The following is a 21861-nucleotide window of genomic DNA, read 5'->3' as shown; positions in this document are numbered from 1 at the left end:
TGCGCCGATGATAGTGCGGGTTCCCGTGTGAAAGTAGGTCATCGTCAGGCCCCTACAGCCCAGCCCGCCCTTCCACTCCTCAGAGTCGAAGGGCGGTTTGCTTTGCGCAATCAATATCGCGTAATCGGAGTGGCGTCGCGTCAAGGGTTGCAACGGGGGCAATGACGCGCTTCGGTCGTCACCCGGTCGGTACGCGGGACCTCGTTCTGGTAACGGCAACTTACGCACGACCATATTTCTGACCGATAGCTCGTTGTTGGCTGGCCGCACGATTCGCACGGAAGCCCCGGCTGGCGGCTGGTGACCCCGTAGCCAGGTGCGCGGCAGGTGGGGCAGGTGACTTTAAGGCGATTGCCCAGGTCTTGCGCGGCTTGCGCAATGTGCGCCATTCGGCTGGGATTGGCAAAGGCGCGCAGGTCGACTTCGATCCACACTGTGCCGTTTTCCGATTGCGATACGCACAGGTCAAAGGCGGTCTTCAGCGCTTGTGGAGTGGAGATGCCTTTGTGAATGCGCGCATCATCCTGGCCCTGCGGGCGCAAGACCAGATGGTGCTCTGGGAAGCCTTCGCGATCGGCAAAGTCCTTTGCTTCCTGCCACGTGTGCGTAAGCAGGCAACCATTGCGTGCGGGGCCTTGGGCCATTCCGACGACCTCGATGCCTAAAAGGTCATCGATCAAGACCAGCATCTCGATGTTCCAGGGGAACATGCCTGTGAACGGATCGGGGCCGAAGCTGCCCTCGCTCGCAATCCCCGCAGACAGCCCGGAAAGCTCCATGCCCTTGCGTGCCTTGCGGCGCGCGGCATCCAGTTGGCTGCCTGGGCGACTTCGTTCACGGGTGAAGGTGCCCAGCAGGTCGGTGTCGTAGCCTGTCACATGTTCAATGGTGCATCCCAGCCTGGGTTCCAGCGCTGCGGCAACAACCGCCTCTTTGCCATGCTGGGTCAGAAAGGCGATAGCGCGATCCTGATAGCTATGCAGAGGCATGATGCTCACTTCTTTACGATCGCCATGGTCGCGATTGTCCCGAGTTTGAAATTCTTTTCATCAAGGCACCGAAAACCGCCGCCATGCTGCGTCGCAAATCCACGCGAAAGCGACGGACATCGCTGTGGATTGCGACTGGCCTGACAGCGATTTCGACACCGTGATCGCTCCCGCGCACCACTGCGGTTAGCACCAAGGGTTTACAGCCCGGCTGCCGCGCGCAGGGCCGCGGCCTTGTCTGCCTTTTCCCAGGTGAATTCGGGTTCCTCGCGGCCGAAGTGACCGTACGCGGCAGTCTTTTCGTAGATGGGGCGCAGCAGATCCAGCATCTGGATGATGCCTTTCGGACGCAGGTCGAAGTGCGTGCGCACCAGTTTGGCGATCTGCTCGTCGGGTATCAGCCCTGTGCCCTCGGTATAGACCGTAATGTTCATCGGCTGCGCAACACCGATGGCGTAGGCCACCTGGATCTGGCACTGCCGTGCCAGGCCTGCGGCCACGATGTTCTTGGCCACGTAGCGCGCGGCGTAGGCGGCGCTGCGGTCCACCTTGGTGGGGTCTTTGCCGCTGAAGGCGCCGCCGCCATGGGGGCAGGCACCACCATAGGTGTCCACGATGATCTTTCGGCCGGTCAGGCCACAGTCGCCCTGAGGGCCGCCGATGACGAAACGGCCGGTGGGGTTGATGAGGTAGCGCGTGTTGTGCAGCCACTCCTTGGGCAGCACGGGCTTGATGATTTCTTCGATGATGGCCTCGGTGAACGAGGCCTTCATCTTCGTTTGCGTCTCGCTCTGGTCGGGGTGGTGCTGCGTGGAGAGCACCACGGTGTCGATGCTATGGGGTTTGCCGTCCACATAGCGCATGGTGACCTGGCTCTTGGCATCCGGGCGCAGGAAGGGCAGGCGGCCGTCCTTGCGCAGCTGGGCCTGTCGCTCGACCAGACGGTGTGCGTAATAGATGGGCGCGGGCATGAGCTCCGGTGTTTCGTCGCAGGCATAACCGAACATGAGGCCCTGGTCACCAGCGCCGGTGTTCAGGTGGTCGTCGCTTGCGTGGTCCACGCCCTGTGCGATGTCGTTGCTTTGTTTGTCGTAGGCCACCAGCACGGCGCAGCCTTTGTAGTCGATGCCGTAGTCGGTGTTGTCGTAGCCGATGCGCTTGACCGTGTCGCGCGCTACCTGGATGTAGTCCACGTGGGCATTGGTGGTGATCTCGCCTGCCAGAACCACAAGGCCGGTGTTGGTCAGCGTTTCGGCAGCGACGCGGCTGCGGGAGTCCTGCCTGAGGATCGCATCGAGGATCGCGTCGGAGATCTGGTCAGCCACCTTGTCAGGGTGGCCTTCCGAGACGGATTCCGAGGTGAAGAGAAAGTCGTTCGCCATTTGAATAAACTCCTGTGTTCCGGCATTTTGGGCGTCGCCCGCAGCCTGGGAGCTTTGGCGAACGCTTTAGCAGATGTTTTTAACGTCGCCCTGCAAGTTGCTCATTTAACTCAGCGACCTTTCCATTTTAATGCCAGTCGTCTTCCGATTCTTTTCAGTGCTCCCGCTGTGGATGCTGCATATGCTGGGCGCAGCAATGGGCTGGATGGCGTTTGTCGCCTCGCCGACCTACCGGCGGCGGTTCCTGGCGAACTCGGCGCGGGCGGGCTATCGGTTTGCACAGGTGCGCGCCGCCGTGGGGCACGCGGGCCGGATGGTGGCCGAGTTGCCCAGGCTGTGGTTGGGCGCTCCGTTGCCCTGCGCGGTCATCGGCGCGGCCTGTGTGGACAACGCATACGCCCAAGGGCGCGGGGTGGTGTTTTTGACGCCGCACCTGGGCTGCTTTGAGCTGTCTGCGCAGGCGGTGGCTCGGTGCTGGGGTGACGAGCGTGGTCCGATCACTGTGCTGTACCGCCCCGCACGCCAGGCGTGGCTGGCCCGGGTGATGGAAACCGCGCGCAACCGCCCTGGCATGCTGGCCGTGCCCACCACGCTGGCGGGCGTGCGGCAAATGATCAAGGCCTTGCGCCGCGGTGAGGCGGTGGGCCTGCTGCCAGACCAGGTGCCGCCCGAGGGGCAGGGTCAGTGGGCGCCATTTTTTGGGCAGGATGCCTACACCATGACGCTGGCGGCGCGCCTGGCGCAGCAGACGGGCGCTGCCGTGGTGCTGGTGCGCTGCGAGCGCCTGGCCTGGGGGCGGGGCTTTGCTGCGTATTTCGAGCCGCTGTCACAGGCGCTGTCCGCCGACATGGGGGAGGCGCTGCTCCAAATCAATCAGGCCATGGAGCACTTGATTCGCCAGTGCCCCGGGCAGTACCTGTGGGGCTACGGCCGGTACAAACAGCCCCGTGGCGAAGTCGCGTCCGCGCAAGGAGCACCCGCATGACAGGACGGCTGGGCGTGTGGTTCATGCGCGTGCTGGCGTGGTTGCCGTTGCCCGTGCTGCGTGGCATGGGGTGGCTGATTGGCCGCGCGCTGTTTGTGCTGGCAGCGCCCCGCCGCCGCGTGGCGCTGCGCAATCTGGCGCTGTGTTACCCGGATACGCCCGAAGCGCAGCGGCGTGCCTGGGCGCAGGAGACCTTTGTGGTGTTTTGCCAGTCGTGGCTGGACCGCAGCTGGCTGTGGTTTGCCCCGCGCGATGTGGTGCTGCGGCGTGTCAAGCTGATCGGTGCTTTGCAGGAGCTGGAGGGCGACACGCCCACCATCATCTTTGCTCCCCATTTCTACGGGATGGACGCAGGCGGATCGGCGCTCACGCTCCACACGCCGCGCGCGTTCACGTCGATCTTTGCCACGCACCCCGATCCGGCGGTGGATGCCTGGTTCCGCCAGGGGCGCCAGCGGTTTGGCGATGTGCGCATGCTCAATCGCAGCGATGGCGTCAAGCCCATCATTGCCAACCTGCGCAAGGGTGGGCTGCTGTACCTGCTGCCTGATATGGACTTTGGGCGCAATGATTCGCTGTTTGTGCCGTTCTATGGGGTGCAGGCCGCCACCGTGCCGTCGCTGTCGCGCTTTGCGCGCCTGGGGCGGGCCAAGGTGATTGCGATGGTGACCCGGCTGACGCCTGCAGGCTATGTGGCCGAGATCACACCGGTCTGGCCCGACTTTCCCTCCGACAACGCCGAGGCGGACACCGCGCGGATGAACGCGCAGCTGCAAGCCTATATCGACGTGTCGCCCGGCCAGTATTACTGGGTGCACAAGCGGTTCAAGACCCGGCCGGTAGGCGAGGCGTCGGTGTATTGACTCGGTAGCAGCCGGAATGACGGACAGGATCGCACCGACCAGCCTGCCGTGTTTCCAGCCGATTTTCAATGAAAAATCACCGCCTTACGCCTGATGCGTATGCCGTTGTAGCTATCAATTTAGTAGCAAGAAGCGCTGGAGCTCCTGTGTCACGCGCTCCGGGTGCTCGTGCACGATCCAGTGGGAGGCCCCATCGATCTGGGTGATTTGCAACTGGGGTACCCAGCCGGGCAGGCCGTTGAGCAAGCCGGGCAGCAATGCCGGGTCGTCCATGCCCCACAGCACCAGGGTGGGCACGCTCACGGTCAGCATGGAGTCCGCCAGCGTGATCGCCCGCGCGCCGGGATCGCCCTCGCGTGGCGGCCGCAGCGGGCTGGCGCGGTAGTAGTTGCAGGCGCCCGTCAGGCCTTGCTGCCACAGCGCCCGGTACTGCGCGCGCACGCGGTCGGTCAGCCAACTGGGCGCGCTGCCGTCGGGTTGGTCAAAGAAGCCGAAAAGGCGGCGGAAACCGTCTTCGGCCAGCAGCGCTTCGGCGTCCGGGCGGCAAAGAAAGTGCATGTACTGACTCGCAGCCTGCTGGGCAGCATCGCGCTGCAGCTCGCGCAGGAATGCGCCGGGGTGGGGCGAGTTGATGATGGCCAGCCGCTTCATGCGCCCGGGCTGCTGGTTGGCCAGATTCCAGGCCACGGCACCGCCCCAGTCGTGTGCCACCAGGCAATCCACCATACCTGCTGCACTTTCCAAATCAATGAGTCCGGCCAGGTCGCCCACGAGGTGCTTGGCCCGGTAAGCCTCAACCTCTGCCGGGCTGCTGGATGGCCCAAACCCGCGCAGGTAGGGGGCTACGCAGCGGTAGCCGCCGTTTTCAGGGCGGGAGAAGGCCAGCAGCAGGTCGTCCCAGATGAATGCGCCCTCGGGAAAGCCGTGCAAAAACATCAGCACCGGCCTGCCCGCCACGCCGCTGGTGCGGCATTCGAGCGTGATGCCCTGCGAAAGATGGACGGAGCGCGTCTGGATCATGATTGCTATATTTACGATAGCATTAATCGCCCTGCTGACGTGCGCTATGGGCTATTTTGAATACCATTTTCGGTCGATGAGCCCGAGGCCACGCTGGGGGCTGTGGCGTCGGGCGCCTCCTGCATGACCGGCTGAACCGGGTGTGACCACTGCCACAGCAGCTGGGCCACCTCATCCACACCCTGCTTTTTGAGCGCCGAAAACAGCTTCACCTCGCCCCCGCCAGCCTGCAGCCGCGTAATCGACAGCACCTTGGCTTGTTCGGCACGCGTGAGCTTGTCGGCCTTGGTCAGCAGGATGAGGAACTTCAGCCCCGCTTCGACCCGTGGGCGCAGCACTTCGAGCAGGGCCTCGTCCAGCTCGGTCAGCCCGAGCCGGGGGTCACACAGCAAGACGATGCCCGTCAGGCCCGGGCGGCTGACCAGGTAGTTGACCATCACCTGCTGCCAACGCACCTTGTCGGAATGCGACACCTTGGCATAGCCGTAGCCGGGCAAATCCGCCAGCACCGCATCCGTCACGCCGTGCTTGCCCAGCGCAAACAGGTTGATGTGCTGCGTGCGCCCCGGCCTTTTGGAGGCAAAAGCCAGCTGCTTTTGCTGGGTAAGCGTATTGATGCAGGTGGATTTGCCCGCGTTGGAGCGGCCGACGAAAGCGATTTCGGGGACGTGGATCGCAGGCAGATGGTGCAGCTGCGCAGCCGTTGTGAGGAACCTGGCGGTGTGCATCCAGCCCATGGCGATCTTGGCGTCGGGTGCGGGCGGGAGAGGGCCAGCAACTGGCGCAGTGGTGGGTGTCGTCATGGGGAATTGGGATGCGAGGGAGCGCCATTGTAGAATCGCGAGGTTTTGCGCACCTATACACACTCCCTCGATATGAAGTTGCTTGCATCCATGCTGACTGCTGCCGCACTGGCAGCACCTGTTTTTTCGGCCTTTGCAGCGGGTGCAGCGCCCAAGGCGGCCAAGCCGGATCTCGTCAAGGGCGAAGCGACCTACACCGCGGTGTGTGCGGCCTGTCATGGAGCAGACGGCAACTCGGCCATTGCGGCCAACCCCAAGCTGTCGCAGCAGCACCCCGAGTACCTGGTCAAGCAACTGCAGGAATTCAAATCGGGCAAGCGCAACAACGCGGTCATGAAGGGCTTTGCAGCAGCATTGTCGGACGACGACATGCGCAACATTGCTTACTGGGTCGCTGCCAAGCCCATCAAGCCCGGTTTTGCAAAAGACAAGGATCTGGTGGCCCTGGGTGAGCGTATCTACCGCGGCGGCATTGCGGATCGGCAGATCGCAGCCTGTGCGGGCTGCCACAGCCCGAACGGTGCCGGCATCCCGGCGCAGTACCCCCGCCTGTCGGGTCAGCACGCCGACTACACCGTGGCCCAGCTCAACATGTTCCGCGACGGTTCGCGCGCCAACAGCCAGCAAATGACGCAAGTCGCGGCCAAGCTCAACGACAAGGAAATCCGCGCCGTGGCTGATTACATCGCTGGCCTGCGCTGACCTTTGCTGCCAGGCGCCTCATTCGGTACCTGGCCGCACGGAACCAACCGCCAATAACAATCCCAAAAAGGGCGGGCCCATCTCGAAGATGGCCCGCCCTTTTTGTTTCGTGCTCGTAGCCTCATCCATCCATGTCCGACAACACCCAGGGCCTTCGCGTCCGGTCCGGCTCCCAAGCCCTGCGCGCTGCGATCGAGCTGCTCTCGTCGATGCGGTTTTCGATCTCGTTGCTGACGGTGATCTGCATTGCATCGGTGATCGGCACGGTGCTCAAGCAGCATGAGCCAGCGGTCAACTACGTTAACCAGTTTGGTCCGTTTTGGGCCGAGGTCTTCGCCGCCATCCAGCTCAACGCGGTGTACAGCGCATGGTGGTTCCTGCTGATCCTGGCGTTTTTGGTGCTCAGCACGTCGTTGTGCATCGCCCGCAACACGCCCAAGATCCTGGCGGACCTGAAGGTCTACAAGGAGAACATTCGCGAGCAAAGTCTCCAGGCCTTCCACCACAAGGCACAGGCAGATCTTGCAGGCAGTTCTGAAGCCGAGGCGCGCCGCATCGGCACCATGCTGGCCGGGGGCGGCTGGAAGGTGCGCCTGCAGCAGCGCGACACCGCCGCCGGGCCGGGCACCGGCTGGATGGTGGCCGCCAAGGCGGGTGCCGCCAACAAGCTGGGCTACATCGCGGCGCACAGCGCCATTGTGCTCGTGTGCATCGGCGGGCTGCTCGATGGTGACCTGATCGTGCGCGCGCAGATGCTGTGGGGCGGCAAGACGCCCTACCAGGGTGGCGGCCTGATCGCCGATGTGAAGCCGGAGCACCGGCTGTCCGAACGCAACCCCACCTTTCGCGGCAACCTGCTGGTGGCCGAGGGCATGCAGTCCAGCACAGCCATCCTGAACCAGTCGGATGGCGTGCTGCTGCAAGCCCTTCCCTTTTCCATCGAGCTCAAGAAGTTCATCGTGGAGCATTACTCCACCGGCATGCCCAAGCTGTTTGCCAGTGAAATTGTCATCCACGACAAGGCCACCGGTGAGAAGATCCCCGCCCGGGTCGAAGTCAATCATCCGGCCAGCTACAAAGGCATCGAGATCTACCAGTCCAGCTTTGACGATGGCGGCTCGCACCTCAAGCTGCGCGCGGTGCCCATGGTGCCGGGTGCGAAAGCATTTGATGTGGAAGGCGTGGTGGGCAATTCCACCCAGCTCACCAACCGGGGCGGGCTGCCCGGCCATGACACGCTGACGCTGGAGTTCACCGCCCTGCGCACCATCAACGTGGAGAACTTTGCCGGTTCGGGCCCAGGCGGGACGGGAGTGGACGTGCGCAAGGTCGACCTGCGCGAATCGGTCGAATCCCGGCTGGGTGCCGCCAACAAGACGGTGACCAAGAAGGAACTGCGCAACGTCGGCCCCAGCGTGACCTACAAGCTGCGCGATGCTGCCGGACAGGCACGCGAGTTTCACAACTACATGCTGCCTGTGGATACGGGCGATGGCGTGCCCGTGTTCTTGCTGGGGGTGCGCGAAACGCCCTCCGAGCCCTTTCGCTACCTTCGCGTGCCGGCCGATGACCAAGGCAGCGTGGACGGTTTTATGCGCATGAAGGCGGCGCTGGCTGACCCGCAGATGCGCGAGCAGGCGGTACGCCGCTACGTGGCGCAGGCGGTCGATCCATCCCGCGGCGATCTCTCCAGCCAGTTGCAGCACTCAGCGTTGCGTGCCTTGGCACTGTTTGCCGGGCAGGGCGATGCCAGCCATGGCAAGACCAGCGGCGGGCTGCATGCCGTGTCGGATTTCATGGAAGCGAACGTCCCCGAGGCCGACCGCGCGCGCGCTGGCGAGGTGCTGGTGCGCATTCTCAATGGCACGCTGTTCGAGCTGGGGCAGCTAACGCGCCAGCAGGCGGGCCTGGCCCCGTTGGCCCAGGACGACCAGACCCGCGCTTTCATGACCCAGGCCGTGCTCTCGCTCAGCGATGCCCAGGCGTACCCAGCGCCGTTGGCGTTCGAGCTCAAGGACTTCACCCAGGTGCAGGCCAGCGTCTTCCAGGTGGCGCGAGCCCCTGGAAAGCATATTGTCTATCTGGGGTGCGCCTTGCTGATTCTGGGCATTTTTGCCATGCTCTACGTCCGCGAGCGTCGCGTATGGGTCTGGATCGCGCCACAAGATGGCCGCACCCACGCGACCATGGCCCTGTCGACCAACCGCAAGACCATGGACGGCGACCAGGAGTTTGTACAGCTCGCTCAAAAACTGATCGGGGCATCTCCCCGCCAAGGCAACGCATGAACACCGCGACATCCTCATCCACGACGACCACGATCACCCTGAATGAAGGTTACTTTGCTCGCCGCAGCGGATTCGACTGGCTTTTTGCCCTGCTTGTGACCGTCGGCGGGATCTTTGCGCTGCAGCGCTACGGCAGCTTCATGGACGGGTACGAAAAAGGCATCCTGATCGGAACGATTCCGTCCATGATCTGGCTGGGGTGGTTTTGGAGGCCGTTGCGTGCCCTGACACTGATCGTGGCTGCCGCGTCGCTGTTCGCCATCGGTCTGTATCAGCAGGACGGCGCAGGCAACCTGGCCCGGGCTGATGCTGTGTTCGCACTCAAGTATTTCCTGTCCAGCCAGTCGGCCATCTTGTGGATGAGCATGCTCTTTTTCATGAGCACAGCGTTCTATTGGATCGGCATGTTCTCCCGCGGCGAGGGTCGCACCATGAGCCTCCTCGGCTCACGCATTGCCTGGGTGGCTGTGACCATGGCGCTGATCGGCACGATGGTGCGCTGGTACGAAAGCTACCTGATCGGGCCTGACATCGGCCATATCCCGGTGAGCAACCTGTACGAGGTGTTCGTGCTGTTTTGCTGGATGACGGCGGCCTTTTACCTCTACTACGAAGAGCAGTACGACACCCGTGCCTTGGGTGGCTTCGTGATGCTGGTGGTCAGCGCAGCGGTGGGGTTCCTGCTCTGGTACACCGTGGTGCGCGAGGCGCACGAGATCCAGCCCCTGGTGCCCGCCCTGAAAAGCTGGTGGATGAAGCTGCATGTGCCCGCCAACTTCATCGGTTATGGCACCTTTGCCCTCGCCGCGATGGTGGCCTTCGCGTACCTGATCAAGCAGCAGGCTACCGAGACGCGCTGGTACAAGCTGGCACCTTTGTGGCTGCTGGGCGTGGTGCTGTGCTTTGAGCCCATCGTGTTCCGCCAGGGTGCTACGGAAAACGGTAGCGGCTACTGGATGGTGTACTTTGGCATCTCAGCCTTGATCGTGGCCGGCATCCTGTTGGGGCGCAAGCGGATTGCACAGCGCCTGCCGTCTTTCGAGATCCTTGACGATGTGATGTACAAGTCCATTGCGGTGGGTTTCGCCTTCTTCACGATTGCGACCGTGCTGGGTGCCCTGTGGGCCGCCGAGGCCTGGGGTGGGTACTGGAGCTGGGACCCGAAGGAGACCTGGGCGCTCATCGTCTGGCTCAACTACGCTGCCTGGCTGCACATGCGCCTGATGAAAGGCCTGCGTGGTGCCATTTCTGCCTGGTGGGCGCTGGTGGGTCTTGCCGTCACCACTTTTGCGTTCCTGGGGGTCAACATGTTCCTCAGCGGGCTCCACAGCTACGGAACACTTTGATCGCCGCGCATGGATCGGGCCAGCCACACCGGTTGGCGCGATCTCCCGGCATTGGGGTGGGTTGCGCCGGGGCACGCTGCAAGCGTATCGCCTTCGGTGTAACCTGAGGCGCGCACAGAACGAACTATGGGCCGTATTGCTCCCTTCGTGACCTGCTTGCTCATTTGACGCCTACCCGGAGACCCCCCATGCTGATCCCTTCCCGTGATTCCGGCTTCATCCATCCGCATCCTTCTGAAATCACCTCCCGTTCGGTGTACGAGCAGCGTCGGCAGATGCTCAAGCTCATGGCTTCCGGCACGGCGGCAGCCGCCCTTGCGGCATGGGCAGGCCGTGAGGCGCTGGCGCAGGCGGCGGCGGTTCCCCGTCCCGGCAAACTTGCCCCACTGCCAGCCACCCGGTCGATGCTCGCCGGGGGGGCAACCCTGGAAAAGCTGACCGACTACAAGGATGCCAGCACCTACAACAACTTCTACGAGTTTGGTACCGACAAGGCAGACCCCGCGCGCAACGCTCACACGCTCAAGACGACCCCATGGACCGTAGAGGTGGAGGGGCTGGTGAAAAAGCCGGGCCGGTACGGCATTGAAGATCTCGTCAAGCTGAGCGCACAGGAAGAGCGGATCTACCGGTTGCGCTGTGTGGAGGGCTGGTCCATGGTCATTCCGTGGGTAGGCTATTCGCTGTCGGAACTGATCAAGCGCGTGGAGCCACAAGGCAGCGCAAAGTACGTTGAATTTGTCACGCTGGCCGACAAGGCCACCATGCCCTTCGTGGGCTCGCGGGTACTGGAGTGGCCCTATGTGGAAGGTCTGAGGCTGGATGAAGCCATGCATCCTTTGACGCTGCTGGCGTTTGGGATGTACGGCGAAGTGCTGCCCAATCAAAACGGAGCGCCAGTGCGCCTGGTGGTGCCATGGAAATACGGTTTCAAGAGCGCCAAGAGCATTGTGAAGATCCGCTTTGTCGAAAAGGAGCCAGCCACTGCGTGGAACAAGGCGGCAAAGCAGGAGTACGGGTTTTATTCCAACGTGAATCCCGATGTGGATCATCCCCGCTGGAGCCAGGCGACCGAGCGGCGCATTGGCGAAGATGGCCTGTTTGCCAAGAAGCGCAAGACGCTGATGTTCAACGGCTATGAGGCGCAGGTGGGCCAGCTCTACGCGGGCATGGACCTCAAGAAGTTCTACTGACCCCCGCCGTGGTGCCCGCCCATCGACGTTGCTAGCCGCGCCAGCAGATGCGTAGATTTTTGTTATCGCCCGCTGCCAAGCCTTTGGTTTTCGCCGTCTGCCTGGCCCCCTTTGCCTGGCTGCTGTACGCCGCTTTTGCGGATCAGCTGGGGTCCAATCCTGCGGAGGCTCTGGTTCGATCCACGGGCGACTGGACCCTCCGGGCGCTCTGCCTTGTGCTGGCGGTCACCCCCGTGAGGGTCATCACGCGCACGCCAGAGCTCGCACGGTTTCGCCGCATGCTGGGGTTGTTTGTGTTTTTCTACGCCGCCTTGCACCTGTTGAGCTACAGCTGGTTCGACATGGCGTTCGATGTGGGCGACATCGCGGCAGACATCGCCAAGCGCCCCTTCATTCTGGTGGGCTTTGTGGCCATGGTGCTTTTGTTGCTGATGGCTGCGACCTCATTCAACCGCGCCATCAAAGCCCTGGGGGCGGTGCGCTGGCGACGGCTCCACGCCTCGGTCCATGCCGTTGCGTGCCTGGCGGTTCTGCATTTTTTGTGGATGCGGGCCGGAAAAAATGATTTCGCCGAGGTCGCGCTGTACGGAGCGTTGCTGGCAGCATTGCTGGCGTGGCGCCTCTGGCAGTGGGCTGGAAAGCGGCAAAAATCTGCTCGCTCTGCCATCGTTCAGTCGGTTGCAACAGGCCAGAACCGAATGGGGTAGCCGCCCCGTGGCCCATGCGATCATGGTCTTTCGGTGCACGATGTCCCGTGCCAGGGCTGATTCACGCTTGGCCGGCCAGCGTTTGTTGTTCTCTATCAGGGCGGGCATCGTCTGGGCCCTTGCCGCGAACGCCGATGCAGAGCGTCACTGGGGCTGGTCAGAACGGGCCTGAGGCTCTTCACTCCTGGGGGCCAAGACGTCGGTGACAGGCGATACCAGCGTTTGAGGAAGCGACGCCCTTTGAGGGGCTTGCGTGGGGGAGGGAAGATACAGTGGCCCGCGCTGACCGCAGCCATACAAGGCGCCCAGGGTCGCCATGAGGACAATGGCCCTCACTAGAATTTCACAAGCCTTCAACATCGAATAATTGTATGACCGACCTTGAGTTCATGAACCATGCGGAAGAGCTGCTGCGGGCGATCGAGGCCAGCTGTGACCACATCAACGACACCTCAGACGCTGATATCGATAACCAGCGCAGTGGGGGGATGGTGACGTTGACCTTCTCCGATGGCAGTCAGATCATCGTCAACTTGCAAAAGCCGTTGAAGGAGGTGTGGATGGCAGCGCGATCCGGGGGCTACCACTATCGGTTTGACGGCAGATCCTGGCAAGACACGAAAGGCGCAGGCGAATTTTTCGCATGTCTCAGCCGCAGCGCGAGCGCGCAATCGGGGTTGACGCTTCGGTTCCATTCAGGCGCTCCGGCTTGATGCGCGAATCGCCGCCGGGTTGGCGTCAGTTGCGAAACAGATCAAGGATGCGGTTGCGTTCTTCTTGGGGTGGTGGAGCCACCGGCGCTGCATTCGGGGCCGTTGCAGAGCGGTCGTCCAAGCTTGCGCCAGCGATACCCGGGATGCGCACCTTCTCCTCGTAGAACCATTCCCCACCAGAGTTCACCACACCCGGTGGCGCATCGGGTTCCATCACGGGTACGCCCTTGAGCGCTTTTTCCATGAAGCTGATCCACACAGGCAGGCTGAGACCTCCACCGGTCTCCCGACTGCCAAGGTTTCTCGGAGTGTCGTAACCGATCCAGGTGACGGCAGCAATCGTTGGCTGGAATCCGGCAAACCATGCATCGACCGAGTCGTTAGTCGTCCCGGTCTTTCCGTAGAGGTCGGAGCGCTTCAGGGTTGCCTGGGCGCGGGCTGCGGTGCCTGAGCGAGTGATCTCCTGCAAAAGGCTGTTCATCACAAAGGCGTTGCGCGCCTCGATCGCGCGGGGCAGGTCCGCGGGCGAGGGTGCGGTGGTTTGCGAAAGTACCTTCCCCTTGTGGTCGGTGACCTTGGCAATCAGCCATGGGTTGACCCGATACCCGCCATTGGCAAAGACCGAATAGGCGGTTGCCATCTGCAGCGGGGTAACGGAGCCAGCGCCCAGCGCCATGGTGAGGTAAGCCGGATGCTTGTCGGCTTCGAACCCGAACCGGGTGACCCAGTCCTGAGCTGTTTTGGTTCCCACTGCTTGCAGTACCCGGATAGACACCATGTTCTTGGACTTGGCCAGCGCCGTACGCAGGGTCATCGGGCCGTCGTACTTGCCGTCGTAGTTCTTGGGTTCCCAAGGTTGACCGCCGGTCACACCGGCATCGAAGAACAAAGGCGCATCGTTGACGATGGTGGCCGGGGTAAAGCCTTTTTCGAGCGCCGCCGAATAAATGAAGGGCTTGAAGCTGGAACCTGGCTGCCTCCAGGCCTGCACCGCATGGTTGAACTTGTTCTTGTCGAAATCAAAGCCTCCCACCAGGGCGCGAATGGCACCGGTGCGGGGATCAATGGCAACGAATGCGCCCTCCACTTCGGGCAGCTGTGTGATCTCCCAAGCACCTTTTGCGGTTTTGACTACACGGATCACGGCACCACGACGGATTTTGATGTTGGGAGCCGCCTTGTCACTGAGCCCTGACTGCGCCGGCTTCAAGCCTTCGCCCACGATTTCCAGAACGTCGCCGTTTGCCCGGGCGGCGACGATCTTTTTTGAGTTTGCTTCCAGCACTACGGCAGACACTACATCCCCATTGTCGGGATGATTGGCCAGCGCATCATCGACCGCATCCTCCACCTCCTGCTTGGCGGTGGGCAACTGCACAAATTTTTCGGGCCCCCGATACTGCTGGCGTCGCTCGTAATCCATGATCCCACGCCTCAAGGCAGAGTAGGCAGCCTCCTGCTCCGCCGCGTTCAGGGTCGTGTACACATTCAGGCCGCGCGTGTACGCTTCGTTGCCGTACTGGCTGAAGATCAGCTGGCGAGCCATTTCGGCAACATACTCCGCATGAACTCGGGTGTTGTCGGGTCCGGTACGAATCTTCAGCTCTTCTTTCTTTGCTTCTGCAGCTTGTTGCGCGGAGATGAAGCCGTTCTCCTCCATCCGTTCGATGATGTAAAGCTGTCTGGACCGCGCGCGCTTGGGGTTGCTGATGGGGTTGTACGCAGAGGGCGCCTTGGGCAAGCCGGCAAGCATGGCCGCCTCGGCAACCGAGATGGATTTGAGGGGCTTGCCGAAGTAAGCCTCCGACGCCGCGGCAAAACCGTACGCCCGATTCCCCAGAAAAATCTGGTTCATATAGATTTCGAGAATCTGATTTTTCGACAACAGATGCTCAAGTTTGAACGTCAGTAAGATTTCGTAAATTTTGCGCGTAAACGTTTTTTCTGACGAAAGGTAAACATTTCGTGCAACCTGCATGGTGATCGTGGAGGCTCCCTGGCTCTTGACGCGCCCAAGGTTGGCCAGGGCAGCCCGAACCATCCCCCTGTAGTCGACGCCCCCATGTTCAAAAAAGCGCGCGTCCTCAATCGCCAGGACCGCATCGGTCATGACCTTGGGGATCTCGTCTATGGGCGTAAGGTTTCGCCGCTCTTCGCCGAACTCCCCCAGCAAAGCGCCCTCCGACGAGTACACCCGCAGGGGCAACTTGGGGCGGTAGTCCGCCAGTTCGGAGACGTCGGGGAGATTGGGGTAAGCCACAGTGAGCGCCAAGGCAACGCCGATGGAAAGCGCAGCCACTGATGCAGCGAAAAGCCCTGCGACCCAAAGAAGCCCTCGAACCAGCCAATGAACTCGGCGGGCAGGAACTGGCGCTGTTGTCGTGCCCGCAGTCGGTGCGTGCTTGGGGGGAGATGCGGGCATGGGGCTCCGTCACAAAAGTGGCCTTATTATAAAAAGCCGTCCACTGTCCCTTGGACGCTGGCTAGAAATGCGCCGCCTAGACGCACGCTCATCGAGTCCGCTGCGTTCGAATTCCGTCTGCTTTTGACAACGGTCCAGAACGCCCAAAGGCGCAAAAACCTTTGCGGGCGAACCACCTTACTGATAGCATTCAAGTGAAGTGTTAAGTTCAACTGCCTCATTTTGGCAAGTTACAGGGGGCATATTTTGATCTCAATGGGGTCTTTATTCAGTCGCCAGTCCGCTCCGCTCCTCGGGATCGACATCAGCTCGTCCAGTGTCAAGCTGGTGGAACTGGGCCGCGGCAAGTCTGGCGCGCTGGTGCTAGAGCGCTGTGCGATTGAGCCACTTGAGCAGGGGTGGATCACCGACGGCAATATCGAAAAGTTTGACGAAGTGGCCGACGCCCTGCGCCGCCTTGTCAAGAAAAGCGGTACCCGTACAAGAAACGTCGCTTTGGCGCTTCCTCCGTCGGCGGTGATCACAAAGAAGATCACTCTGCCGGGTGACATGAGTGAGCGCGATCTTGAAGCGCAAGTCGAGTCCGAGGCGATTCAATACATTCCGTTTTCGCTGGATGAGGTGAGCCTTGATTTCTGCGTGGTCGGGCCGAGCAAGAACGCGCCCGGCGATGTTGATGTACTCATTGCGGCTTCTCGTAAGGAAAAGGTGCAGGATCGACAAGGCTTGGCCGAAGCTGCCGGTCTGAAAGCCGTGGTGGTGGACATCGAGTCCCGAGCGTCGCGCCTTGCAGTGGGTCGGTTGATTGAGGGACTCCCTAATCGAGGCGTGGACTGCCTGGTGGCGCTTTTTGAGATGGGTGCCTTCGCGACCAGTGTACAGGTGATTCGGAACGACGACGTGTTATACGACCGCGACCAGTCATTTGGCGGTGCGCAGCTAACCCAATTGATCGTCCGCCAGTACGGTTTTTCGACCGAAGAGGCTGAAAGTAAAAAGCGTAATGGGGAGCTTCCTTACGATTACCAAACAGCGGTACTGCGGCCATTCATTGACAGTATCGCACAGGAAATTGGTAGGGCCTTGCAGTTCTTCTTTACCAGCACTCCTCATAACCGCGTTGATCACATCATGCTTGCTGGCGGGTCGGCGCCTTTGCAGGGGTTGGCGGAGGCGGTGACGAAGCAAACAGGATTTGCGTGTAGCGTCGTGAATCCGTTTGATGGAATGGAAATCGGCGGTTCGGTTAGGCTGAAAAAGATGGTGCGGGAGGCGCCTTCGTACTTGACCTCGTGTGGCTTGGCAATGCGGAGGTTCCTGCAGTGATACTCATTAACCTGCTTCCGCACCGGGAGGTTGCTCGGAAACGGCGAAAAGAAGCGTTTCAGGCAACCATGTTCGCTTCGGCGGTGTTCGGGCTAGTCATTGCTTTTTTTGCGTACTGGTCGCTTCAAATGATGATTGGTGGTCAGCAAGCGAGAAATCTCTTCTTGGAGAGTGAAGTTAAGCGCCTCGAAGAGCAGATCACTGAAGTCGTTACTGTTGAGGACGAAATCGCGGCGTTGCGAGCACGGCAAAAAGCTGTGGAGGACCTTCAGTCTGACCGAAATCTCCCCGTTCACTTGTTATCGGAACTGACTCGGCAACTTCCCGATGGCGTTTACATAACGAGTCTCCGGCAGGAGGGCCAGACTGTGACGCTCCAAGGCATGGCTCAGTCAAACGAGCGCGTGTCGGAGATGTTGCGCAATTTGGCAAACAACACGCAGTGGTTTACACGCCCCGAACTTGTTGAAATTGTTTCAAACACCATCAGCTTAAGTCCCCGTGAACAGCGACGCGTGGCAGTGTTCAATGTGAGCGTTCAACTGGTGCGTTCTAGCGAAGCTCGAAAGCTTAGCGTTGGTGATACTGGGGTTTCGCCTGTCGAGAAGGGGAAGTAGATGGCTAGGTCCGCCAAGATTTCTTTCAAGTTCGTCTCAGTTGTTGAGAGTTTGCAATCCCAGTTCCGCGATTTAGACCCGAAGGATCCCTCTCTGTGGCCTGTTTTGCCAAGGATATTGCTTTGCGGTGCAATCGCTATCGCTTCATTAGGAATCGCCTGGTACGTCCGACTTTCAGACTACCAAGCGCAGTTAGATGCGGAGCAGTCTAAAGAGTTGTCACTGAAGGAAGATTTCCAAAAGAAAGTAGTTAAAGCGGTCAGGGTTGATGCTTTGAAGAATCAGCGAGAGCAGGTGCAGAACTATGTCATTCAACTAGAAAAGCAGCTACCAAGCAAAGCAGAAATGGCTGCACTCCTCTCGGACATCAATCAAGCGGGGTTGGGCCGCGGCTTGCAGTTTGAGCTTTTCAGGCCGGGCCAAGTGGTCGTGAAAGACTACTACGCTGAGTTGCCGATTTCAGTTCGAGTGACTGGCAAATTTCACGATATTGGTGCATTTGCTTCGGATGTTGCGCACCTTTCACGTATTGTTACATTAAATGGAATCTCGGTAACGCCATTATCCAAGGATAGTGGGATGTTAACTTTGGACACCACAGCAAGAACGTATCGATACCTCGATCAAGAAGAGATTGAGACTCAAAAGAAAGCGGGGGCTCAAAAGTGACAGTAAGGTATTCTTTGGCATTTTTGAGCTTCCCGGCATTGTTGCTCTTTGGTTGCGCACCCTCGGGAAGCGACGACCTTACTCAGTGGGTAGAGGACCAAAGAGCTGGCGTAACAGCTCGCGTGCCCCAGCTCTTGGAACCCAAAAAATTTGCTCCAGAAGCGTACAAGGCAGCTGGATTGTTGGATCCATTCAATCAAACCAAGCTCACTCAGGAATTGCGTCGCGAGTTGAACGCGGCGACCGATTCCAGGCTGATCGCGCCCGAAATGGCGAGACATAAGGAGCCTCTGGAAGCCTTTCCTCTAGATTCTATAGCAATGGTCGGAAGCTTGAATAAGTCGGGCTCTCCGGCGGCGCTTTTGCTTGTGGGTAATCTGCTGTATCAGGTACAGGTCGGAAATTTTCTCGGGCAGAACTACGGCAAGATTTTAAGTATCTCTGAGACGCAGATTCAACTGCGCGAGATTGTGCAGGACGCAGTCGGGGAATGGTCGGAGCGTATTTCTTTGCTTGAACTGCAAGAGGGTAAAAAATGAAAATCGGTCGTTTGGATATTGGATGGTGCTCAAGTGGTGCAATCTTGGGCATTCTTTTGACCGTGCTTTCGCCCCCAGCGTACGGTAAAAATGAAATTCGAAACGTGTCTGGAAGCATCCAAGGCGGTTCAGAAATCGTTCGTATCGATTTGACTCAACCCGTCTCGACGCCTCCGACGGGGTTTGCTATTCAGACGCCTGCTAGGATTGCTCTTGACTTCCCCGGTGTTGTGAATGCAACGGGAAAAACCGGCTTTGATGTAAACCTGGGATCGCTTAAGTCGATTTCGGTTGTTCAGGCTGGTGACCGCGCGCGCGTAGTATTAAATCTGAAAAACGCTGCATCGTATCGTACTGAGATTTCTGGCGCTTCAGTATTTCTGACTCTCAATCCATCGGAACCTATTGTTCCTTCTGCATCCTCCACTTCGGACCTGGCGGTTTCGGATATGCCATCTTCGGGGGGGCGGCCGTTGAGGGATGTTGACTTTCGTCGCACCGTTGATGGTTCTGGCCGGGTGGTCGTCGGGCTCGGAAGCGACGAAACTGCTGTAGATATTAAACAGCAAGCTAATGGGCTTATCATCGAGTTTCTGCGCTCTTCTCTTTCTGAGGGTTTAAACAGGCGGTTGGACGTTACGGATTTCGGCACTCCTGTTCAGAAGATCACCACTCTTCAGAGCGATGACCGGGTTAAAATGACCATCGAGGCATTAGGCGAGTGGGAGCACAGTGCATACCAAAGTGACAGTCAGTTTGTAGTAGAGGTCAGGCAGAAAAAGATTGACCCGTCAAAGCTGACTCAAGGATCGGCATTCAGTGGTGAAAAACTGTCACTTAACTTTCAAAATATAGAGGTGCGGTCGCTTTTGCAGGTAATTGCTGATTTCACGAACTTTAACATTGTTACTTCCGATACGGTCACTGGTTCTCTAACCTTGCGACTGAAAGACGTTCCTTGGGATCAAGCGCTTCAGATTATCATGGATGCCAAAACGCTGGGTATGCGGAAAACAGGTAGCGTGCTATGGATCGCTCCCAAAGATGAAATAGACGCGCGTACAAAGAAAGATTTTGAAGCGGCACAGGCAATTCAGCAGCTTGAGCCTCTGAAGACCCAGGCCTTTCAGTTGAATTATGCCAAGGCATCGGATCTTTTGATCCAGCTGGTGGGTGTCGCTGGCGGCGCCAGTCAGCGTTTCCTTTCTGAGCGAGGAAGTGCTCTTGCTGAGCCAAGAACCAATCAGATATTCGTGACTGACATTCCATCTCGGATCGAAGATGTGCGACGACTACTAATGTCACTAGATGTGGCAGTTCGTCAGGTATTAATCGAAGCGCGTATCGTCGAAGCGCGCGACTCTTTTGGACGGTCTCTTGGTGTTCGGCTGGGAGGCGCTGACTTGCGCTCGAATCGTGGCGGCGATGGTGGATATGCTCTGGGGGGTAATAACCGTGTAGCTTTCGGTCCTTCTTTCTCTGATGCTGTTGCGTCCAGCGGTGCCGGTGGCACCACAAATGCCAACGCGAATTTTGTTAATCTTCCAGCAAGCCTATCGGGCGCTGCATCGGTCGGGAGTTTTGCGTTGTCAATATTCAACTCTGCCGCGAATCGTTTTCTGACCCTCGAACTGTCTGCAATGGAGGCTGATGGCAAGGGTCGTATTGTTTCGAGTCCTAGAATTATTACCGCGGATCAAACAAAAGCGCTTATTGAACAGGGAACAGAATACCCTTATTCAGTTACTGCGCCGAATGGCGCGACAACCATCGCTTTCAAGAAGGCGGTGTTGAAGCTGGAAGTGACGCCCCAGGTGACCCCTGAGGGAAACATTATTCTTGATCTCGATGTCAACAAAGACAGTCGTGGGGAAACCACCGAACAGGGCGTCGCGATTGATACGAAACATATAAAAACGCAAGTGCTCATTGAAAACGGTGGTACCGTTGTGATCGGTGGCATTTTCGAAATTGAGGAAACCAGTCAAGAAAGGAAGATTCCCGTAATTGGCGATGTGCCAGTCGTTGGAAATCTCTTTAAGAACAAGACGAGGGAGTCGGCTAAGCGTGAAATGCTGGTCTTCATCACCCCTAAGGTTATTTCTGACATGGGCCCTCGTCGTTAGTATCTGTAAGGAAGCAAAATGAAAAAATCGCTTAGTTTGATTCTTCTTGCGGTCTCCGCGCTACTTTCTGCATGCGGCGGTGGCGGTGGAAGCGCCGGTGAGACTCAGGAGATTTATTCGATTTCTCTTCGTGCGGACAAGCCTCAATTACCCTTGAACATAGCGGGTGCCGGTCCTGGCACTGGCGTCTACAGCCCTTACACGACTACGTTGTATGTAGAGGCAAAGAAAGGCGGGCTGCCTATTCCGGGAGGGGACGAAATTTTCGGCTGTAATGTAGCCGGCGGATTGAGCTCCGGATCCTTGTATTACTTGGACGGTGATCCGGCCCACGAGACTGAAGTTACCCTCCAATCTGGCGCCACGATCAAGGTGCCCAACGCTTACCGCAGCATTACCCTCGGTTCAAACTCGGGTGGAAATTCGTTTCACTTTCATTCCGGTAATCAGGCGGGCACTGTCCGCATCACCTGCTCGGTGACGGATCCTCGTGATAAGCAGCAGCGATCTGCCAGCGTGAACCTTACCGTCGGTGGCGCTGCGACGGGCCAGCCAGCCAGCGCTCGCATCGCGGCACAGATCCCTGGCTACGTTGGAACGCGCGGCAATCCTAATGGTGTGCTGAGTCAAATCGCTCTGCAAGCGTTCGTGCTTGACGACACCAACCAGCCGACACCGGCTGCCTCTGGGTCGACGGTGCAGGTGCGGATTCTTTCTGGCACGGAGGCCGGACAAGCCGCGCGTCTGGTTGCTGGGCCGCAGTCGGGCAGTGTTTTGCAACTTCCCACCATCGGCGGTATTGCGACGTTCTCGCTGTTGGGTGGCTCAGAAACGGGCACGGTGTTTCTTGAGATCACCGCGGATCGGTTTGATAACAACGTGGCCAATGGCATTTCAGATCCGATTGTTGCTGTCCACCCCGTCAGCGTCCTTTTTGCAGTGACGGCTCCGCCGGTGTTTACCAGTGTGAATCTTGGCACGGTCACTAAGGGCATTCAGTTCACCAATTACTTGAGTGTGTCGGGTGGCCTGCCCCCGTACACCTGGTCGGCAACAGGCTTGCCTCCTGGGCTGGGTGTAGATGCGATGACTGGTGTGATCAGTGGTAAGGTCACTGCAGCTGCCGAAGAGCGGGTGTATCGTGCGACGGTGACGGTGACAGATGGAAACA

At 59.5% G+C, this 21861-nt stretch carries 20 protein-coding genes; 14 read left to right on the top strand and 6 right to left on the bottom strand.

Annotation, left to right across the window (positions count from 1 at the left end):
* Nucleotides 1-140: 140 nt before the first annotated feature.
* Together ACK543_RS12355 and metK are read right to left on the bottom strand one after the other, a co-directional pair.
* Nucleotides 141-989 carry a DUF6671 family protein gene (locus ACK543_RS12355; RefSeq protein ID WP_409943146.1) on the bottom strand — a complete coding sequence of 283 codons (849 nt, stop codon included), beginning with the start codon at nt 987-989 and terminating at the stop codon, nt 141-143.
* A 200-nt stretch (nt 990-1189) separates the two neighbouring features.
* The gene (gene metK / locus ACK543_RS12350) at nt 1190-2371 is read right to left on the bottom strand and encodes a methionine adenosyltransferase (RefSeq protein WP_409943145.1); all 1182 of its coding nucleotides are present in this window, start codon (nt 2369-2371) and stop codon (nt 1190-1192) included.
* A gap of 130 nt (nt 2372-2501) precedes the next feature.
* Here metK and ACK543_RS12345 point away from each other — a divergent pair, with 130 nt between their 5' ends.
* Both ACK543_RS12345 and ACK543_RS12340 read left to right on the top strand, forming a co-directional pair.
* Entirely contained in the window at nt 2502-3356 is an 855-nt protein-coding gene (locus ACK543_RS12345; protein WP_409943144.1) for a lysophospholipid acyltransferase family protein, read from the top strand.
* Complete coding sequence (locus ACK543_RS12340; protein ID WP_409943143.1) at nt 3353-4219, top strand: lysophospholipid acyltransferase family protein; 867 nt, start codon at nt 3353-3355, stop codon at nt 4217-4219. Before ACK543_RS12345 ends, ACK543_RS12340 begins: the two co-directional genes overlap by 4 nt.
* Before the next feature lie 114 nt (nt 4220-4333).
* Here the strand turns inward: ACK543_RS12340 and ACK543_RS12335 are convergent, their stop codons facing one another.
* Both ACK543_RS12335 and yihA read right to left on the bottom strand, forming a co-directional pair.
* Complete coding sequence (locus ACK543_RS12335; RefSeq protein WP_409943142.1) at nt 4334-5239, bottom strand: alpha/beta fold hydrolase; 906 nt, start codon at nt 5237-5239, stop codon at nt 4334-4336.
* Between the two features lie 44 nt (nt 5240-5283).
* The gene (gene yihA / locus ACK543_RS12330) at nt 5284-6042 is read right to left on the bottom strand and encodes a ribosome biogenesis GTP-binding protein YihA/YsxC (RefSeq protein WP_409943141.1); all 759 of its coding nucleotides are present in this window, start codon (nt 6040-6042) and stop codon (nt 5284-5286) included.
* A gap of 72 nt (nt 6043-6114) precedes the next feature.
* Between yihA and ACK543_RS12325 the strand changes: the two genes are divergently transcribed.
* The 5 genes from ACK543_RS12325 to ACK543_RS12305 all read left to right on the top strand — a co-directional run bounded on the left by ACK543_RS12325 (nt 6115) and on the right by ACK543_RS12305 (nt 12278).
* Nucleotides 6115-6744 carry a c-type cytochrome gene (locus ACK543_RS12325; protein ID WP_409943140.1) on the top strand — a complete coding sequence of 210 codons (630 nt, stop codon included), beginning with the start codon at nt 6115-6117 and terminating at the stop codon, nt 6742-6744.
* A gap of 131 nt (nt 6745-6875) precedes the next feature.
* Nucleotides 6876-9032 (top strand): cytochrome c biogenesis protein ResB, encoded by a 2157-nt coding sequence (locus ACK543_RS12320; protein ID WP_409943139.1) that lies wholly within the window; start codon nt 6876-6878, stop codon nt 9030-9032.
* Nucleotides 9029-10378, top strand: a complete 1350-nt coding sequence (ccsB, locus tag ACK543_RS12315; protein WP_409943138.1) for a c-type cytochrome biogenesis protein CcsB — start codon at nt 9029-9031, stop codon at nt 10376-10378. Before ACK543_RS12320 ends, ccsB begins: the two co-directional genes overlap by 4 nt.
* A gap of 188 nt (nt 10379-10566) precedes the next feature.
* Complete coding sequence (gene msrP / locus ACK543_RS12310; RefSeq protein WP_409943137.1) at nt 10567-11571, top strand: protein-methionine-sulfoxide reductase catalytic subunit MsrP; 1005 nt, start codon at nt 10567-10569, stop codon at nt 11569-11571.
* Between the two features lie 47 nt (nt 11572-11618).
* Nucleotides 11619-12278 carry a sulfite oxidase heme-binding subunit YedZ gene (locus tag ACK543_RS12305; protein ID WP_409943136.1) on the top strand — a complete coding sequence of 220 codons (660 nt, stop codon included), beginning with the start codon at nt 11619-11621 and terminating at the stop codon, nt 12276-12278.
* Between the two features lie 144 nt (nt 12279-12422).
* On the opposite strand, the gene lptM is transcribed toward ACK543_RS12305, so the two are convergent.
* Nucleotides 12423-12638, bottom strand: coding sequence for an LPS translocon maturation chaperone LptM (gene lptM, locus ACK543_RS12300; RefSeq protein ID WP_409943135.1), 216 nt, complete (start codon nt 12636-12638; stop codon nt 12423-12425).
* An 11-nt stretch (nt 12639-12649) separates the two neighbouring features.
* Between lptM and cyaY the strand changes: the two genes are divergently transcribed.
* Nucleotides 12650-12991 carry an iron donor protein CyaY gene (gene cyaY, locus ACK543_RS12295; RefSeq protein ID WP_409943134.1) on the top strand — a complete coding sequence of 114 codons (342 nt, stop codon included), beginning with the start codon at nt 12650-12652 and terminating at the stop codon, nt 12989-12991.
* Nucleotides 12992-13016: 25 nt separating this feature from the next.
* On the opposite strand, the gene ACK543_RS12290 is transcribed toward cyaY, so the two are convergent.
* A complete protein-coding gene (locus tag ACK543_RS12290) occupies nt 13017-15413 on the bottom strand; it encodes a penicillin-binding protein 1A (RefSeq protein WP_409943133.1) in 2397 nt (798 codons plus the stop codon).
* A gap of 246 nt (nt 15414-15659) precedes the next feature.
* Between ACK543_RS12290 and ACK543_RS12285 the strand changes: the two genes are divergently transcribed.
* The 6 genes from ACK543_RS12285 to ACK543_RS12260 form a co-directional block, all read left to right on the top strand.
* A complete protein-coding gene (locus ACK543_RS12285) occupies nt 15660-16739 on the top strand; it encodes a pilus assembly protein PilM (RefSeq protein ID WP_409943147.1) in 1080 nt (359 codons plus the stop codon).
* Nucleotides 16736-17356: a PilN domain-containing protein gene (locus tag ACK543_RS12280; RefSeq protein WP_409943132.1), complete on the top strand. Its 621-nt coding sequence runs from the start codon at nt 16736-16738 to the stop codon at nt 17354-17356. Before ACK543_RS12285 ends, ACK543_RS12280 begins: the two co-directional genes overlap by 4 nt.
* Nucleotides 17357-18025, top strand: a complete 669-nt coding sequence (locus tag ACK543_RS12275) for a type 4a pilus biogenesis protein PilO (RefSeq protein ID WP_409943131.1) — start codon at nt 17357-17359, stop codon at nt 18023-18025.
* 14 nt (nt 18026-18039) lie between these two features.
* Complete coding sequence (locus ACK543_RS12270) at nt 18040-18564, top strand: pilus assembly protein PilP (protein ID WP_409943130.1); 525 nt, start codon at nt 18040-18042, stop codon at nt 18562-18564.
* Entirely contained in the window at nt 18561-20690 is a 2130-nt protein-coding gene (gene pilQ, locus ACK543_RS12265; protein ID WP_409943129.1) for a type IV pilus secretin PilQ, read from the top strand. Before ACK543_RS12270 ends, pilQ begins: the two co-directional genes overlap by 4 nt.
* Before the next feature lie 18 nt (nt 20691-20708).
* A partial coding sequence (locus tag ACK543_RS12260; protein ID WP_409943128.1) for an Ig domain-containing protein occupies nt 20709-21861 on the top strand: 1153 nt, incomplete at its 3' end.

Source organism: Acidovorax sp. (assembly GCF_046341535.1).
Taxonomy (GTDB): Bacteria; Pseudomonadota; Gammaproteobacteria; order Burkholderiales; family Burkholderiaceae_C; genus Acidovorax.
Note: the sequence above shows the minus strand (reverse complement) of the source record. Positions and strands in the feature narration are given on the sequence as shown.

Bases quoted from the DNA above. Each gene is read 5' to 3' on its own strand.
- ACK543_RS12355 (WP_409943146.1), bottom strand. From the start codon at position 989: ATGCCTCTGCATAGCTATCAGGATCGCGCTATCGCCTTTCTGACCCAG.
- metK (WP_409943145.1), bottom strand. From the start codon at position 2,371: ATGGCGAACGACTTTCTCTTCACCTCGGAATCCGTCTCGGAAGGCCAC.
- ACK543_RS12345 (WP_409943144.1), top strand. From the start codon at position 2,502: ATGCCAGTCGTCTTCCGATTCTTTTCAGTGCTCCCGCTGTGGATGCTG.
- ACK543_RS12340 (WP_409943143.1), top strand. From the start codon at position 3,353: ATGACAGGACGGCTGGGCGTGTGGTTCATGCGCGTGCTGGCGTGGTTG.
- ACK543_RS12335 (WP_409943142.1), bottom strand. From the start codon at position 5,239: ATGATCCAGACGCGCTCCGTCCATCTTTCGCAGGGCATCACGCTCGAA.
- yihA (WP_409943141.1), bottom strand. From the start codon at position 6,042: ATGACGACACCCACCACTGCGCCAGTTGCTGGCCCTCTCCCGCCCGCA.
- ACK543_RS12325 (WP_409943140.1), top strand. From the start codon at position 6,115: ATGAAGTTGCTTGCATCCATGCTGACTGCTGCCGCACTGGCAGCACCT.
- ACK543_RS12320 (WP_409943139.1), top strand. From the start codon at position 6,876: ATGTCCGACAACACCCAGGGCCTTCGCGTCCGGTCCGGCTCCCAAGCC.
- ccsB (WP_409943138.1), top strand. From the start codon at position 9,029: ATGAACACCGCGACATCCTCATCCACGACGACCACGATCACCCTGAAT.
- msrP (WP_409943137.1), top strand. From the start codon at position 10,567: ATGCTGATCCCTTCCCGTGATTCCGGCTTCATCCATCCGCATCCTTCT.
- ACK543_RS12305 (WP_409943136.1), top strand. From the start codon at position 11,619: ATGCGTAGATTTTTGTTATCGCCCGCTGCCAAGCCTTTGGTTTTCGCC.
- lptM (WP_409943135.1), bottom strand. From the start codon at position 12,638: ATGTTGAAGGCTTGTGAAATTCTAGTGAGGGCCATTGTCCTCATGGCG.
- cyaY (WP_409943134.1), top strand. From the start codon at position 12,650: ATGACCGACCTTGAGTTCATGAACCATGCGGAAGAGCTGCTGCGGGCG.
- ACK543_RS12290 (WP_409943133.1), bottom strand. From the start codon at position 15,413: ATGCCCGCATCTCCCCCCAAGCACGCACCGACTGCGGGCACGACAACA.
- ACK543_RS12275 (WP_409943131.1), top strand. From the start codon at position 17,357: ATGGCTAGGTCCGCCAAGATTTCTTTCAAGTTCGTCTCAGTTGTTGAG.
- pilQ (WP_409943129.1), top strand. From the start codon at position 18,561: ATGAAAATCGGTCGTTTGGATATTGGATGGTGCTCAAGTGGTGCAATC.